16 protein-coding genes are annotated in these 14461 nt (G+C 35.1%); 10 read left to right on the top strand and 6 right to left on the bottom strand.

What is annotated here, in order from left to right; translation table 11 throughout:
- Nucleotides 1–76: 76 nt before the first annotated feature.
- From crr to B9N71_RS11240, 4 genes are all read right to left on the bottom strand, one after another.
- The gene (gene crr, locus B9N71_RS11255; protein ID WP_034911117.1) at nt 77–580 is read right to left on the bottom strand and encodes a PTS glucose transporter subunit IIA; all 504 of its coding nucleotides are present in this window, start codon (nt 578–580) and stop codon (nt 77–79) included.
- A 9-nt stretch (nt 581–589) separates the two neighbouring features.
- On the bottom strand, nt 590–2317 hold the full coding sequence (gene ptsI, locus B9N71_RS11250; RefSeq protein WP_085166005.1) for a phosphoenolpyruvate-protein phosphotransferase PtsI: 1728 nt from the start codon (nt 2315–2317) through the stop codon (nt 590–592).
- A 52-nt stretch (nt 2318–2369) separates the two neighbouring features.
- Nucleotides 2370–2627, bottom strand: a complete 258-nt coding sequence (ptsH, locus tag B9N71_RS11245; protein WP_034911114.1) for a phosphocarrier protein Hpr — start codon at nt 2625–2627, stop codon at nt 2370–2372.
- Nucleotides 2628–2760: 133 nt separating this feature from the next.
- The gene (locus B9N71_RS11240) at nt 2761–3093 is read right to left on the bottom strand and encodes a hypothetical protein (protein ID WP_085166004.1); all 333 of its coding nucleotides are present in this window, start codon (nt 3091–3093) and stop codon (nt 2761–2763) included.
- A 144-nt stretch (nt 3094–3237) separates the two neighbouring features.
- Between B9N71_RS11240 and B9N71_RS11235 the strand changes: the two genes are divergently transcribed.
- Nucleotides 3238–3789: a UPF0149 family protein gene (locus B9N71_RS11235; RefSeq protein WP_085166003.1), complete on the top strand. Its 552-nt coding sequence runs from the start codon at nt 3238–3240 to the stop codon at nt 3787–3789.
- A 33-nt stretch (nt 3790–3822) separates the two neighbouring features.
- Entirely contained in the window at nt 3823–5142 is a 1320-nt protein-coding gene (pepP, locus tag B9N71_RS11230; RefSeq protein ID WP_085166002.1) for a Xaa-Pro aminopeptidase, read from the top strand.
- Nucleotides 5143–5205: 63 nt separating this feature from the next.
- Here the strand turns inward: pepP and B9N71_RS11225 are convergent, their stop codons facing one another.
- Nucleotides 5206–6033, bottom strand: coding sequence for a TonB family protein (locus B9N71_RS11225; protein ID WP_167370107.1), 828 nt, complete (start codon nt 6031–6033; stop codon nt 5206–5208).
- A 156-nt stretch (nt 6034–6189) separates the two neighbouring features.
- On the opposite strand from B9N71_RS11225, the gene ispB reads away from it, so the two are divergent.
- Both ispB and B9N71_RS11215 read left to right on the top strand, forming a co-directional pair.
- Nucleotides 6190–7176: an octaprenyl diphosphate synthase gene (gene ispB / locus B9N71_RS11220; protein ID WP_085166000.1), complete on the top strand. Its 987-nt coding sequence runs from the start codon at nt 6190–6192 to the stop codon at nt 7174–7176.
- Nucleotides 7177–7286: 110 nt separating this feature from the next.
- Entirely contained in the window at nt 7287–8159 is an 873-nt protein-coding gene (locus B9N71_RS11215) for an EamA family transporter (protein WP_085165999.1), read from the top strand.
- Between the two features lie 119 nt (nt 8160–8278).
- Here B9N71_RS11215 and ffh read toward each other — a convergent pair whose 3' ends face one another.
- On the bottom strand, nt 8279–9646 hold the full coding sequence (gene ffh / locus B9N71_RS11210; RefSeq protein ID WP_034915314.1) for a signal recognition particle protein: 1368 nt from the start codon (nt 9644–9646) through the stop codon (nt 8279–8281).
- 185 nt (nt 9647–9831) lie between these two features.
- On the opposite strand from ffh, the gene B9N71_RS11205 reads away from it, so the two are divergent.
- From B9N71_RS11205 to galU, 6 genes are all read left to right on the top strand, one after another.
- Nucleotides 9832–10215 (top strand): RidA family protein, encoded by a 384-nt coding sequence (locus tag B9N71_RS11205; protein ID WP_085165998.1) that lies wholly within the window; start codon nt 9832–9834, stop codon nt 10213–10215.
- 268 nt (nt 10216–10483) lie between these two features.
- Nucleotides 10484–11686: an amino acid aminotransferase gene (locus tag B9N71_RS11200; protein WP_085165997.1), complete on the top strand. Its 1203-nt coding sequence runs from the start codon at nt 10484–10486 to the stop codon at nt 11684–11686.
- 35 nt (nt 11687–11721) lie between these two features.
- Nucleotides 11722–11853 (top strand): entericidin A/B family lipoprotein, encoded by a 132-nt coding sequence (locus B9N71_RS11195; RefSeq protein WP_370738315.1) that lies wholly within the window; start codon nt 11722–11724, stop codon nt 11851–11853.
- Nucleotides 11854–11907: 54 nt separating this feature from the next.
- The gene (locus B9N71_RS11190) at nt 11908–12423 is read left to right on the top strand and encodes a hypothetical protein (RefSeq protein WP_085165996.1); all 516 of its coding nucleotides are present in this window, start codon (nt 11908–11910) and stop codon (nt 12421–12423) included.
- Nucleotides 12420–12938: a DUF2569 domain-containing protein gene (locus B9N71_RS11185; RefSeq protein ID WP_085165995.1), complete on the top strand. Its 519-nt coding sequence runs from the start codon at nt 12420–12422 to the stop codon at nt 12936–12938. The genes B9N71_RS11190 and B9N71_RS11185 overlap by 4 nt, the downstream gene beginning before the upstream one ends.
- Nucleotides 12939–12957: 19 nt before the next feature.
- Nucleotides 12958–13872 (top strand): UTP--glucose-1-phosphate uridylyltransferase GalU, encoded by a 915-nt coding sequence (gene galU / locus B9N71_RS11180; RefSeq protein WP_085165994.1) that lies wholly within the window; start codon nt 12958–12960, stop codon nt 13870–13872.
- The last annotated feature ends 589 nt before the right edge of the window (nt 13873–14461 follow it).

The raw sequence follows: 14461 nt of genomic DNA, 5'->3' as shown, positions 1-14461 counted from the left end.
ATTATTAAAAAAGATAAGTTATAATATAAAAAAAACCTTCAGTTAAAACTGAAGGTTTTTTATAATAGTGAAAAAATTATTTTTTCACACGCATTATTGGAGTTTTACCTGCTTCGACAGAGCCAGATAATTTATTTAATTCTATTATGGTTTCCATATTAGAAATAACTACCGGAGTTAATACGGATTTAGCTTTGCTTTCAAGTAGAGGTAAATCAATTTCAATAATGGTATCACCTACTTTTACCTGCTGACCTTCTTCAGCAACTCGTTTGAAGCCTTCACCTTTTAGTTCTACTGTATCAATACCAAAGTGAACAAAAAGCTCAATGCCTTCATCCGATTCTATAGCAAAAGCGTGGTTGGTTTCGAAAATTTTGCCTATTTTTCCACTTAATGGAGCGACAATTTTATTACCAGAAGGTTTAATTGCTACCCCATCACCAACGATTTTTTCAGCAAAAACCACATCTGGTACATCTTCGATTTTGACAATTTCGCCACTTAAGGGAGCAATAATCTCGATGCTGTTTTTATTATCATCGGATACGAATTGCTTAATTTTATCGAATAGACCCATTATTGCCTCCTAACAAATTTGCTTTTCAGCAGTGTAATTTTCAATTAAATCAATGATTTCTTTAGAAGTTGCTTTTTCTAATACAGTATCAGCAAATTTTTTCGCTTCTTCATAGTTAGTATTGCGAATTAATTTTTTGATTTTAGGAATTGATACTGCACTCATACTAAATTCATCAAGTCCCATACCAAGCAATAAGATTGTGGCTCTTTCATCACCAGCAAGCTCTCCACACATACCTGTCCATTTACCTTCTTTATGAGAAGCATCGATAACATTTTTAATCAGAGTTAACACTGAAGGCGAAAACGGATTATAAAGGTGAGAAATTAATTCGTTACCACGGTCAACGGCAAGTGTATATTGAGTTAAGTCATTGGTACCGATACTAAAAAAGTCTACTTCCTTGGCTAAGTGATGTGCAATCACAGCGGCTGCAGGAGTTTCAATCATTACACCGATTTCAATATTTTTATCAAATGATTTTCCTTCAGCAGTCAATTGTTCTTTAAGAGTATTGATTTCGGATTTTAATGTTCGGATTTCTTCAACAGAAATAATCATTGGGAACATAATGCGCAATTTACCAAATGCTGATGCACGCAAAATTGCGCGTAGTTGTGCATGAAGTACTTCTTTACGATCTAAACAGATTCGAATTGCTCGCCAACCTAAGAATGGATTCTCTTCTTTTGGTAAATGCATATAAGGTATATCCTTATCGCCACCAATATCCATGGTACGGACAATTACCGATAAACCATTGGTTGATTCAGCTACTTCTTTATATGCTTTAAACTGTTCTTCTTCATCAGGATAAGCTTCGCGATCCATAAATAAGAATTCAGTACGGTATAGACCAACACCTTCATAACCGTTACGTTCAGCACCTGCAATATCGCGTACTGTACCGATGTTACCACAAATCTCTACTTGATGACCATCAAGGGTTACAGCAGGTAGATCTTTCAATTTAGCTAGTTCTTCTTTATCACTAATATATTTAGCTTGAACTTGTTTTAATTTTTCTTGCGTTGTGTGATCTGGATTGATATAAATAGCATTATTTATAGCATCTAAAATAACAAAATCGCCATGTTTGATTGCTTGAGTTGCATTAGATGTTCCGACGATAGCTGGTATCTCTAAAGAGCGAGCCATAATTGAAGTATGCGAGGTGCGTCCACCAGCGTCAGTAATAAAACCTAGCACCATATCCAAGTTTAGCTGAGCTGTTTCAGAAGGTGTTAAATCGGTTGCAACTAAAATACATGGTTGGCTAATAGCACTCAAGTCAACAATTTCAATACCTAAAATATTTTTGAGTAAACGTTTACCAATATCACGAATATCTGCGGCACGTTCTTTTAGATATTCATCATCTAGATTTTCTAATTCTTTAGCTTGAGTTTCAAATACAGATTGAACAGCGGCATCAGCGGTTGAATGTTTACTTTGAATACGAGAAATAACTTCTTGTTCAAGATCCTCATCTTCAAGAAGCATAATATGCCCTTCAAAAATGGCCGCTTTATCTTCGCCTAATGTGGATTTTGCTCGTTCCATAATCGTATGTAGCTGTTTACTTGATTTTTGGCGAGCTTCCTTGAAGCGCTCAATTTCAGCCTCAATCTTGTTATCAAGAATTTGCCTATTACTAATAACAATAGGCTCTTCTTTTAATAATAGCGCTTTAGCAAAAGCGATACCGGGGGAAACAAGTGTACCTGATACCATAACATTTAATCCTTATTCTATTTTAAAACCGTTCATAGCTAATCGGGAGTTATTATTCCAACTCAGGAATTAATTTTACTAAATGAGCAACTGCTTCTTTTTCGTCTTCACCTTCGGCAGAAATGGTAATAGTTGTGCCTTGTGATAAGCCTAATGTTTGTAACTTAAACAGACTTTTAGCACTCGCACTTTTACCATTAGATGTGACAGTAATTTCTGCATTAAAGTTCTTTGCTTCTTTAACAAATTGTGCAGCAGGGCGGGTATGAAGACCGTTAGATGCAGTAATAGTTACATCTTGTTTATACATATTATTTTACTCCCAAAATATTTTGTTTCACCGACCAATATAAATAAAAACTGCCTGAAAGGCTAGTAAGATTTCATCGATCTTTTATATTAAGTCGTCGTATTAGCTATCATATTAAGATAGCCATACTTTATCAGTATCGGTAGATACGAGTGACTTTATCACTACATTTTTTAAATTCTACCTGTCCATGGATTCCATGTTTAATATTCTCAAAAACGATTTCTTCACTACCATCAAGTTGTGATACGCGGATCTCCTCTCTACAGAAAGCCTCGAATCGCTGTAATTCCTGCTCACTATTACCCAATTTATAAGATTTAGGTAAGTCTTGACTGGTTACATAGGTATGTATTTTATCTTGCACATCAAGGACAATTACGCCTTTATTCGATAAAAACGAACTACAGGAGGTTAATGATAATGTTAATCCTGCAAAAAATGATAATTGCAGTGAAAATTTCATGATAAATCCTATAATGTTCAAAATAATTCCTTTATAAAGCAAAGCAATCTGTTTATGATTTATAATTAGATGCAAATTATATACTAATAATTGAAGAAAGTGCAGAGTGCATTTTTCTTGATGTAATAATATTAGGGGAAGTTTATGTCAGATACTATTAATTACGACGAATTTAATCGCCAATTAATCCAAAATAAAATAGGCATTACCGCTGCTGAGTTACATGGTTTTCTTTCAGGCATATTAGCTGGAGGTAACAATGACGAGAGCTGGCGTCCATTAGTTGAGGATATGTTAAACAATGGTCAAAAAATGCCAACATCATTAGATGAAAAAATTAGCCAACTTTATGCGCTTATCAAACAGCAATTTTTTGAAGAAGATTTCAGCTTTCAGTTATTACTTAGCGACAAAGATTTATATACACAACTGGATGATTTAGTTGGTTGGGTAAATCATTTCTTACTTGGTATTGGACTTGTGCAATCTAAAATTAACCACATTAAAGGTGATGTTGGTGAAGCTATTTATGACCTACGTCAAATTGTTAAACTAGGCTATGATGAAAATGAAGATCAACAAGAGCTTGGTTTTGCTTTTGAAGAGATAAAAGAGTATGTTCGCATAACTTCTATGCTATGTTTTGATGAATTTAACGAATTTAATGAGGCTGACACACCTCCAACAATCCATTGATATTAATAACATTACATCTTCAGGGGCATCACAATGATAAATACTGATATCGAAACAGAACTTTTTGCACGTCGAGAAAAATTACTAGCTCAAATGATACCAAATAGTGTTGCACTTTTTTTTGCTGCTCCAGAAATGACGAGGAGTAATGACACCCACTACCCATATCGACAAAATAGCGACTTTTGGTATTTTACACTTTTTTCTGAACCAGAAGCGGTATTTGCAGTAGTTAAACAAAAAGATAATACAACTAAATACATATTATTTAATCGCCCAAAAGATACGCTAGCAGAGACTTGGACAGGTTACCGTTTAGGTCAAGATGCCGCATTAAAGACGGTTTTTGTTGATGAAGCTTATATATTTGATGAGATTGAAAAAGTATTACCTGATTTATTAAATGGCAAAACGGCGGTTTACCATGCTGACCAACAGTATCAATATGCCGATAGAATCGTAGATCGCACAATGAATACTCTGCGACAAGGGAGTAGATTAAATCTTTATGCACCAAACAGCACGATCGATTGGCGACCGATAGTTCATCAAATGCGCATGTTTAAATCAGATTTTGAAATAAAAATATTGCGCAAGGCTTGCAAAATCAGCGCTCAATCTCACGTTCGAGCAATGCAAAGATGTAAACCGAATATGTATGAGTATCAACTAGAAGCTGAAATCTTGCATGAATTTGCGTGGCATGGCGCACGAGCACCATCTTATAACACCATTGTTGGTAGTGGTAATAATGGATGTATACTACATTATGAAAATAATAGTCAGCAGTTAAAAAATGGCGATTTAGTTTTAATTGATGCGGGTTGTGAATATCAGTACTATGCAGGCGATATAACTCGCACTTTTCCTATCAATGGCAAATTTAACCAAGCTCAACTTGAAATTTATAACATCGTTTTAGCATCACAATATCAAGCCATTAAATTATTTAAACCGGGCACTTCAATTATGGAAGTCAATAATCAAGTTATAAGAACGATGGTAGAAGGTTTAGTAAAACTCGGAATTATGCAAGGTGATGTTGATAGCTTAATTGCTAATAAAGCTTATACACAATATTACATGCACGGTTTAGGCCATTGGTTAGGTATTGATGTACATGATGTTGGTAGTGGACGAGATCGAATTTTAGAGCCAGGAATGGTATTGACCGTTGAACCAGGGCTTTATATTAATCAAGAATCAGATGTACCAGCACAATATAAAGGTATCGGTATTCGGATCGAAGATAACATTTTAATTACTGACACAGGAAATGAAGTTCTGACAGGTGATGTTCCAAAAGACCCAGCTGAAATTGAAAAATTAATGGAAAATAAATTTACTCATTAATTGTGTCGTTACCGTAATTTTTAAAATAAAAATTACGGTTTTTTGTTTTTATCTACCTAATTATTAATCCAACTTAATTGATTTATCACGATTAAAAATAATTCTAATTTTTAGGTCTTTTGCTGGAATTGGTTTGTATTTCCAAGTTTTCATGGCATTTATTACCGAACGATTAAATATATTATTAGGATTTGCTTCAACAATGCGAATATTTTCAACTCGCCCATCGCTGTTAATATCAAACATTGCTACCACGTAGCCTTCTAAGCGCATATCAAGCGCTCGGCGTGGATACTCAGGTTGATTCCGTCTAATTGGAGAAGGATTACCTGAATATTGGCGATTATCTGAAAGTTTGGGTGCAACAGAGGTATTTGCCAAATTATCACTAACCACTTCTTGCCTAACTTGTTTATGAGAAGCTTTTTGGACTGGCCTGCGCTTTTTTTTCGGCTTTTTCTCTTTTTTTACTACAACTTCCTTTTGGGGTTCAACCGTTGATTTATCGGATATTTTTTCGAGAATAGATTCAGGATTTTCTTCCTTAACTACTTCAGGTTCAACAACAGGATCAACTGGTTTTTCTTCAATTTTTTTGTTATCGATCAGTTCACTATTTTCTGCACCTTGAATTTCTGGAGTATTTTCAACTAATGATTGTTCAGGGGCGGCAAATTGGGATAGATCGACCATAATAGCTTTAATCGCATTATCGCCTTCATCAACAGCAACATTTTTAGCAAACAAGGCAGAACTAAAGAGCAAAGCAAATAAGATAAGATGCGACAATACAGAAACTGATGTACATACATAGTTGTTTTTAGGCTTTTTTTTAATTGGACTCAAAGGGGCCTTAGTATCATCGAGATCTATATCAAAGTTAATCTTCATAATAATAATCATATTTAACTTAATGACAGTTATTCTAAATGAAAATGCTTATCATTTGTAGTATTATTTTAAAATAAGATGGATGATACCTTGTTGCATAAAGATATTTATCAGATAATAGAAAATAAATATCTATTATTTGTAGTGGTTAGGCTGATGAATACTCCATCAATGAATCAAATACTCGATCTTGTTAAAAATGATTTAGTCAAAGTAAATGAGGCAATACAGGCAGAACTAACTTCTGATGTGGCTTTAATTAATCAATTAGGCAATTACATCATTAGTAGTGGTGGCAAACGTATACGTCCTGTTATCGCATTATTAATAGCCAAAGCACTCAACTACCAAGGCGATAAACATATTATCACTGCTGCTTTTATTGAATTTATTCATACCGCCACCTTATTGCATGATGATGTTGTTGACGAATCCGATTTACGCCGAGGCAAATCAACCGCTAATGCACTTTTTGGCAATGCCGCGAGCGTATTAGTTGGCGATTATATTTACACACGCTCTTTTCAAATGATGGTACGTACAGAATCGTTTAAAGTATTGACGATCATGTCGGCTGCAACCAATGTAATAGCTGAAGGTGAAGTACAACAGTTGATTAATTGTAACGATCCAGATATCACAAAAGAACAATATTTAGATGTAATTTATCGAAAAACGGCACGTCTATTTGAAGCAACAGCGCATTCTGCTGCTGTCCTAGCTGGAGCTAGTGAGGAGCAAGAACTCGCCTTACAAGAATATGGAAAATATTTAGGCACAGCCTTTCAAATCATTGATGATCTACTCGATTATAGCGCTGATAGCAACCAAAAATTAGGTAAAAATTTAGGGGACGATCTTAACGAAGGCAAGCCCACTCTACCGCTTTTACATGCTATGCACCACACAAAAAATGCTCAAGATGCGGCATTAATACGCCAAGCAATAGAGCAAGGTAATGGTCGACAATTATTAGATCGTATTTTAAACATCATGGACGAATGTGGTTCGCTAGATTTTACGTTACAAACTGCTCAAAAAGAAGCGCAAAAAGCGTTTGACGTTATCGCAATTTTACCTGATTCTCCTTATAAACAAGCGTTACAAGATCTTGCCTTATTGTCAGTAAAAAGAGAAAACTAACTAGCCAATAAATCAATTAAATATATGCTTTTTATACTCAAACACATAGTTTCCTGAAACTTTTTGTCATTAGTTTCATATACAATAACTTTAATTTAAGGTAATTATTTATGCTTAAAAGGTTTTGGCCTGTTTTGTTAATTTTTATCTCGATGATTTCAGTGCAAGGCAGTGCCTCAATAGCCAAATATCTGTTTCCTGTATTAGGGCCTGAAGGGATGACAGCTTGGCGATTATTTTTTTCAGCAATTATGTTAATTTTAATATTCAAGCCGTGGCGTAAAACACTGACAAAACAAGCATTAAAATACATTTTTTTATACGGTATTTCAATTGGTTGTATGAATTTAGCGTTTTACAATGCAATCGCAAGAATTCCGCTAGGTATTGCAGTTGCCATTGAACTCACAGGGCCAATTATGGTGGCGATGTGCTCCTCGCGTAAAGTACTTGATTTTATTTGGTTAGGTGTTGCTATTATTGGCTTGGCTATGCTTTTACCTATTGAACAAGCTTCAAGCAATTTAGATCCCAAGGGTATTTTATTTGCGCTATTAGCTGGAAGTGGTTGGGCGTGTTATATCTTATTTGGACGCAAAGCCAGCACTATTTATGGCTCAGCCAGCGTAGCGATTGGATCAGTCATTGCTTCGTGCTTTTTATTTCCTATTGGAATTTGGCAAAGTGGCAGTACCATGTTTTCGTTGGAATTGCTCCCAATGGTTTTTCTGGTCTCATTATTGGCATCAGCAATCCCTTATGGATTAGACATGATTGCACTACCAAAATTACCAGCACAAACATTTAGTACATTAATGAGCTTATCGCCTGTTTTTGCCGCGCTTTCTGGATTCATTGTTTTGCATGAACAACTAACCCACTACCAGTGGTTAGCCATTATTTTTATTATTACCTCATCAATAGGTACAGTGCTAACTATGAGTCGCCCAGTAAAAATAAAATCGAGTAAACCAAACAATTAAACAATTAAAACCACTATCGCACTATTTATAAGTGGATAGTGGTTGTACGGCAAGCTATAGTTAACAGTTACTAAGTACTCAGATATAACTCATTTAATTGAAAATTTAGTATTAATGACTTAACGAGGAGGTAATCCCATACCACCGCCCATTAATCCTTTCATTTGGCGCATCATCTTCATCATGCCGCCACCTTTCATCTTTTTCATCATCTTTTGCATATCTTCAAACTGTTTTAACAGCTTGTTGACATCTTGAACCTGAGTTCCCGAACCGTTGGCAATACGGCGTTTACGAGAACCTTTAATGATTTCAGGATTAGCACGCTCTTTTAATGTCATTGAACCAATGATTGCCTCCATTTTGATGGTAATTTTATCATCCATCTGTGCTTTAATATGATCAGGAAGTTGACCAACACCGGGTAATTTAGCTAACAAAGCCCCCATTCCGCCCATATTACGCATCTGTTTTAACTGATCTTGGAAATCGTTAAAATCAAATTTATCACCTTTTTTTAGCTTCTTGGCAATTTTCTCGGCTTTTTCGCGATCGACGTTACTTTGTAATTCTTCAATTAAAGATAGCACATCGCCCATACCTAAAATACGTGAAGCAATGCGATCAGGATAAAATGGCTCTAAAGCGTCTGTCTTTTCACCCATTCCTAAAAATTTAATTGGCTTACCGGTAATGTGGCGAATTGATAACGCTGCACCACCACGAGCATCCCCGTCAACTTTTGTTAAAATTACACCAGTAAGCGGTAATGCATCATTAAACGCTTTAGCGGTATTAGCGGCATCTTGCCCTGTCATAGCATCGACCACAAATAGCGTTTCAATTGGATTGACAGCATGATGGAGCGCTTTGATTTCATCCATCATATCGCTATCAACATGCAAACGGCCTGCAGTATCAACAATTAACACATCAAAAAATTGCAATTTAGCATGCGAAATAGCTTTATTAACAATATTGACTGGCTTTTCAGCAATATCAGATGGAAAAACTTCAACATCAATAGCTTTAGCTAATGTTTCTAGCTGTTTAATCGCAGCAGGGCGATAAACATCGGCAGAAACAACCAACACTTTCTTTTTATGTTTTTCTTTTAAAAATTTAGCTAGCTTAGCAACGCTCGTTGTTTTACCTGCCCCTTGCAAACCTGCCATTAAAATCACTGCAGGTGGTTGAGTTGCCAAATTGAGCGAACTATTAACCTCACCCATAGCAGTTGTTAATTCTGCCTGAACTATTTTGATAAATTCTTGACCTGGGGTTAAGCTCTTATTGACATCTAATCCAACAGCCTTTTCTTTAACTTGATTAATAAATTCACGAACTACGGGTAGTGCAACATCGGCCTCAAGTAGTGCCATACGAACATCGCGCAATGCATCTTTGATATTATCTTCAGATAATCGTCCTCGACCACTAATATTGCGGAATGTCTGTGATAAACGGTCGGTTAAATTCTCGAACATATTAACTCTCGTAATAAATGAAAAATTGCCATTATCATATCAGAAAATTTCAATAAGTCCCACGATCATAATTTTGCACTGACTTGACACAAAATTGTGTTCCTGTTGAAATGAGGAAAGAGAAAAAGACGATTATTAATAATTACAAAACAGAATAGTTTAGACTAAAAAGGAGAAAATCGGACATGGCAAAAGTAATTAGTACTGATAAAGCGCCAGCAGCTATTGGGCCTTATGTTCAAGCAGTAGATTTAGGTAATATGTTATTTGCCTCAGGACAAATTCCATTAGATCCAACAACTGGTGAAATGCCAACTTGTGTTAAAGAGCAAGCCAAACAAAGTTTAGCGAATGTTAAAGCGATCATCACTGCGGCAGGCTATCAAGTAAATAATATCGTTAAAACGACTATTTTCTTAGCTGATATCAATGACTTTGCTACGGTAAATGCAGTATACGAAGCCTTTTTTATTGAAAATAATGCATCTTTCCCTGCACGTTCTTGCGTACAAGTAGCTCGAATTCCCAAAGATGCCAAAGTCGAAATCGAAGTTATTGCCGCTAAATAAATTTGCTTATCAGATTAGCACCAATGGGTGCTAATTTCTGTCAAAAAGTTTCAGGTAACTATGTGTTTCAGTATAAAATTAATATAAAACATGACTTTTTGGGTTATTTTGTTCTTTATTCCTCTTATTAAAAAACGCCAATTTTCCAACCAAAAATCAACTTAATTATTTGCTATTAAACTATTATTTAATGATTGATCACCAATAGAGTTGGTGCAATAATCTACAATTATTTATTATTATTATTTGTACCAATTGGATTGTAAAAATGTTTGAAAAAGTAGAGCCGTACGCAGGGGACCCCATCTTATCACTAGTAACTGAATTTATTAATGATAGTCGAGACAACAAAATAAATTTAAGTATTGGTTATTATTATGATGAAAATAGCATAGTGCCTCAATTACAATGTATTAAAACGGCGCGTGATTATATCTATCATCACAACCAAGATGCTCAATTGTATTTACCCATGAGTGGCCTACCAGCTTATTGCCAAGCGATCCAATCTTTATTATTTGGTGAAGATCATTCGGCCTCTAAAGATAAACGTATCGCAACGATACAAACCTTAGGCGGATCGGGTGCTCTTAAAATAGGTGCTGATTTTTTATTTCGCTATTTCCCAAATTCACAAGTATGGGTCAGCGATCCAACTTGGGAAAATCACATCGCCATTTTTAATGGTGCAGGTTTTAAAGTAAACCAATATCCTTACTTTGATGAACAAACATGTGGCGTAAAATTTGAAGCAATGCTTGAGACATTAAATCAATTACCTGCTAAAAGCATAGTCTTACTACACCCTTGTTGCCATAACCCAACTGGCGCTGATCTAACGCAAGCACAGTGGGATAAAGTAATAGCAGTTTTACAAGCACGAGATCTTATTCCATTTATGGATATTGCTTATCAAGGCTTTGGCAAAGGTATTGAACAAGACGTTTATGCGATTCGAAAAATGGCAGATGTAGGATTGTGTGGATTTGTTAGCAACTCATTTTCGAAAACATTTTCACTTTATGGTGAACGAGTGGGGGGATTATCTGTTTTATGTGATAACAGCCAGATCGCTAACCGCGTGTTAGGACAGTTACAAGCAACGGTTCGCCAAAATTATTCAACCCCAGCGGCATATGGCGTGCAGTTAGTGAGTTATGTTTTAAATAATCCAGAACTTAAAGCGCAATGGTTAAAAGAAGTCGACTCCATGAGAACTCGCATCGTAACCATGCGATCAACTCTAGTTGAATTATTAAAAAAAGCGGCACCTGATTGTCATTTTGATTATTTAGTAAAACAGCAGGGCATGTTTAGTTATACCGGTTTTAGTAAAGAGCAAGTTACACAATTAAAAGATAATTTTGCTATTTATTTGGTGGGTAGCGGAAGAATGTGTGTAGCGGGTTTAAATCACCATAATATCGAACGTGTGGCAGAAGCATTTGCTGCACTAAAACAATCATGTTAATAAAGGAGTGTATTTTTATGTTCCATAAAATGTTAATGTTAATATTAGGTATAGCAATGGCGACTCTAGTTGTTGGATGTAACACCGTAAAAGGTGTTGGTCAAGATGTCGAATCGGGTGGAAAAGCCATTTCACATACAGCCGAAAAAGTGAGTGATAAAATGTAACTAAGGTTATAGACTATCTACAAATATTTTGATGTCTTAAATATATTTGGTTAAATGTCACGTATTTTATTTACAGTTACATTATTTTTACTTGTTGGGTGCAGCTCGTTAAACTTTCGAGCTGCACCTTTAACTATGGAAAATTGTCAATATTCAAACCTATCAGGTATTGAATTTTTATTAAACCCACTCCCTTCAAATAAACCAAGCTATCAGCATGTTTATATTAGCCAGAGTCGAGAAGGCAAACATTTGCCCAGTAGTTATGCAGGAATAAAAGGCAAATTAACCGATCAAATTCTTATTCGCAATTATCCCAAACAGACATTTTGGCGAACGCCAAATTTATTTGAAAGAGCCTCATTATATGATGATGGATATGATGACCTTTACATCAGCAAAGCACAAAAAGAGGCACGTGATCGTAAAGCAAAACTCGTAGTAAGACAAGCCGTGTTACAAAATTGCCAAATCGTTTATATCGCTATTGATTCTTTAGCTAAAGACAGAGATAATCCTTTGCTAATTGAATCTAACGATTTATCGATTATTAAACAGGTACAAAAATGATCAAGGAAAAAGAACTTAAAGGATTAGGCGGTTGGCTAATTTTAGTTGGTATTGAATTATTTTTTTGTTTTATTTTTATTGGATATGTTACTTTTTCTAGACTAAATGCGATTGATTTTATCGACGTATGGACACAATTATTGGATCCCTACTCGAAAATGCACACAATTCATTTGGGTCTGTTTATTTTAGGTGACATGGGGCTAAATTGTTTATTATTGCTTTTAAACGCTTATATTATATTTTTATATTTTACTAAAAGTTATAAATTTCCTAACTTTTTTATTATATTTAGTAGCAGTTTTATTGTTTTTAAGCTAATTCAAAGATGTTGGTATCTTTTTATAGTGTTACCATTTGAAGTTAAATTTGAGTTTTCTTTTATAAAAGATATTGTGATAGCAATCATTTATACCAGTATTTGGATTGCTTATGTGTTAAAGTCAGTTCGAGTCAAAAATACATTTGTTAATGGTCGCCATAGTGAAGTTACTCATAGCGACATAATTAGTTAATTTGTTTTAAGGAAATAAAATGACATCAAATTTAGACAATTCAGTAAATGGAAAAGTAACAAAAGCGGTTATCCCTGTTGCCGGTTTGGGTACTCGTATGTTACCAGCAACTAAAGCTATTCCAAAAGAGATGCTCCCCGTTGTTGACAAGCCACTTATTCAATATGTAGTTAAAGAGTGTATTGCCGCAGGCATAACTGAAATTATATTTGTTACGCACTCATCAAAAAACTCAATTGAAAACCATTTCGATACCAGTTTTGAATTAGAAGCCATGTTAGAGGCGCGTGTTAAACGTCAATTATTGCAGGAAGTACAAGGCATTTTACCTAAAAATGTTACCATAACTAGCGTCCGCCAAGGTTTGGCAAAAGGGCTTGGTCATGCGGTATTATGTGCTTATCCTTTAGTTGGTGATGAACCATTTGCTGTTGTTTTACCTGATGTGATTATCGATGAATACGAAAGTGACCTTACCAGCGATAATTTAGCTGCAATGATCAAAAATTACCATGAAACCAAACATAGCCAAATCATGGTAGAGCCCGTGCCAAAAGAATTAGTTTCTTCTTACGGTATTGTTGATTGTCGTGGTCAAGAGCTATCTGCGGGTAATGTTGCACAAATGTACAGCGTAGTTGAAAAACCATCAGTTGAAGAAGCACCATCAAACGAATCCGTTGTTGGACGTTATGTTCTATCTGAAAAAATCTGGCCTCTACTTGCCAAAACGCCATTAGGTGCAGGTGGTGAAATTCAATTGACCGACGCAATTGCTATGTTACTGGAAGAAGATTGTGTTGATGCCTATTGCATAAAAGGTCGTAGTCATGACTGCGGTAATAAACTTGGCTATGTACAAACATTTGTACAATACGCAATGCGACATAAAAGCTTAGGTAGCGATGTTAAAGCTTGGTTAAAAACGCTTTAATTTTTGATTTAGGTTAGCTAGGTTTCGAATGTTTTGACCTTTTGTGGAAATAATTAACATCAGTGACAACATCCGAAACCATTACACTGCCCCCTCTAAGCCTGCAATAACCGCTAGGTTTATTTAAAAATAAAAATTTCAATAAAATCAATAGTCCACCTGAACGATTTTAGAGCAAGAAACACGCTTATAGCACTACAATGTTAATCAGCCAGCTTTATCACAGCATCAAAATATGCCGATAACGAAGTAAAGCTAGTACGCTAAACTAGGTTGTTGGGTGTGTTTGTGTTTTAGATGTTATCAGCAATATTAATCATTCCGCAAAATACAAAAAATTATAAAACTAACACCTTATTTTAATTAGAAAATTCACCTATCTATAAAGACAAATCGTTTTTATCTTTACATTTCTTTACAAAAAAGTCCGCTAAAAAACTAGCCAACTATTTTATAAATGGTTATACTTTCGCCGTTATAGGAAAACAAGCTTATTAAATAAGCAAATAATTATAAAAATCTAAATAAAACAAATAATTACTTGACAGGTAAACCATAATGCATTATTATTTTAGGCACAAGGCACAAG

The organism is Gilliamella bombi (genome assembly GCF_900103255.1).
In the GTDB taxonomy this organism is placed as follows: Bacteria; Pseudomonadota; Gammaproteobacteria; order Enterobacterales; family Orbaceae; genus Gilliamella; species Gilliamella bombi.
The sequence above is the reverse complement of the archived record's forward strand: the minus strand, read 5'-3'. Positions and strand labels throughout refer to the sequence as shown.

What these genes read in the sequence shown, in the direction of transcription:
- B9N71_RS11240 (WP_085166004.1), bottom strand. Translation starts at nt 3,093, where the DNA reads ATGAAATTTTCACTGCAATTATCATTTTTTGCAGGATTAACATTATCA.
- B9N71_RS11185 (WP_085165995.1), top strand. Translation starts at nt 12,420, where the DNA reads ATGATCAAGGAAAAAGAACTTAAAGGATTAGGCGGTTGGCTAATTTTA.
- ispB (WP_085166000.1), top strand. Translation starts at nt 6,190, where the DNA reads ATGAATACTCCATCAATGAATCAAATACTCGATCTTGTTAAAAATGAT.
- galU (WP_085165994.1), top strand. Translation starts at nt 12,958, where the DNA reads ATGACATCAAATTTAGACAATTCAGTAAATGGAAAAGTAACAAAAGCG.
- B9N71_RS11195 (WP_370738315.1), top strand. Translation starts at nt 11,722, where the DNA reads ATGTTAATATTAGGTATAGCAATGGCGACTCTAGTTGTTGGATGTAAC.
- crr (WP_034911117.1), bottom strand. Translation starts at nt 580, where the DNA reads ATGGGTCTATTCGATAAAATTAAGCAATTCGTATCCGATGATAATAAA.
- ptsH (WP_034911114.1), bottom strand. Translation starts at nt 2,627, where the DNA reads ATGTATAAACAAGATGTAACTATTACTGCATCTAACGGTCTTCATACC.
- B9N71_RS11215 (WP_085165999.1), top strand. Translation starts at nt 7,287, where the DNA reads ATGCTTAAAAGGTTTTGGCCTGTTTTGTTAATTTTTATCTCGATGATT.
- ffh (WP_034915314.1), bottom strand. Translation starts at nt 9,646, where the DNA reads ATGTTCGAGAATTTAACCGACCGTTTATCACAGACATTCCGCAATATT.
- B9N71_RS11190 (WP_085165996.1), top strand. Translation starts at nt 11,908, where the DNA reads ATGTCACGTATTTTATTTACAGTTACATTATTTTTACTTGTTGGGTGC.
- B9N71_RS11225 (WP_167370107.1), bottom strand. Translation starts at nt 6,033, where the DNA reads ATGAAGATTAACTTTGATATAGATCTCGATGATACTAAGGCCCCTTTG.
- B9N71_RS11200 (WP_085165997.1), top strand. Translation starts at nt 10,484, where the DNA reads ATGTTTGAAAAAGTAGAGCCGTACGCAGGGGACCCCATCTTATCACTA.
- ptsI (WP_085166005.1), bottom strand. Translation starts at nt 2,317, where the DNA reads ATGGTATCAGGTACACTTGTTTCCCCCGGTATCGCTTTTGCTAAAGCG.
- B9N71_RS11205 (WP_085165998.1), top strand. Translation starts at nt 9,832, where the DNA reads ATGGCAAAAGTAATTAGTACTGATAAAGCGCCAGCAGCTATTGGGCCT.
- B9N71_RS11235 (WP_085166003.1), top strand. Translation starts at nt 3,238, where the DNA reads ATGTCAGATACTATTAATTACGACGAATTTAATCGCCAATTAATCCAA.
- pepP (WP_085166002.1), top strand. Translation starts at nt 3,823, where the DNA reads ATGATAAATACTGATATCGAAACAGAACTTTTTGCACGTCGAGAAAAA.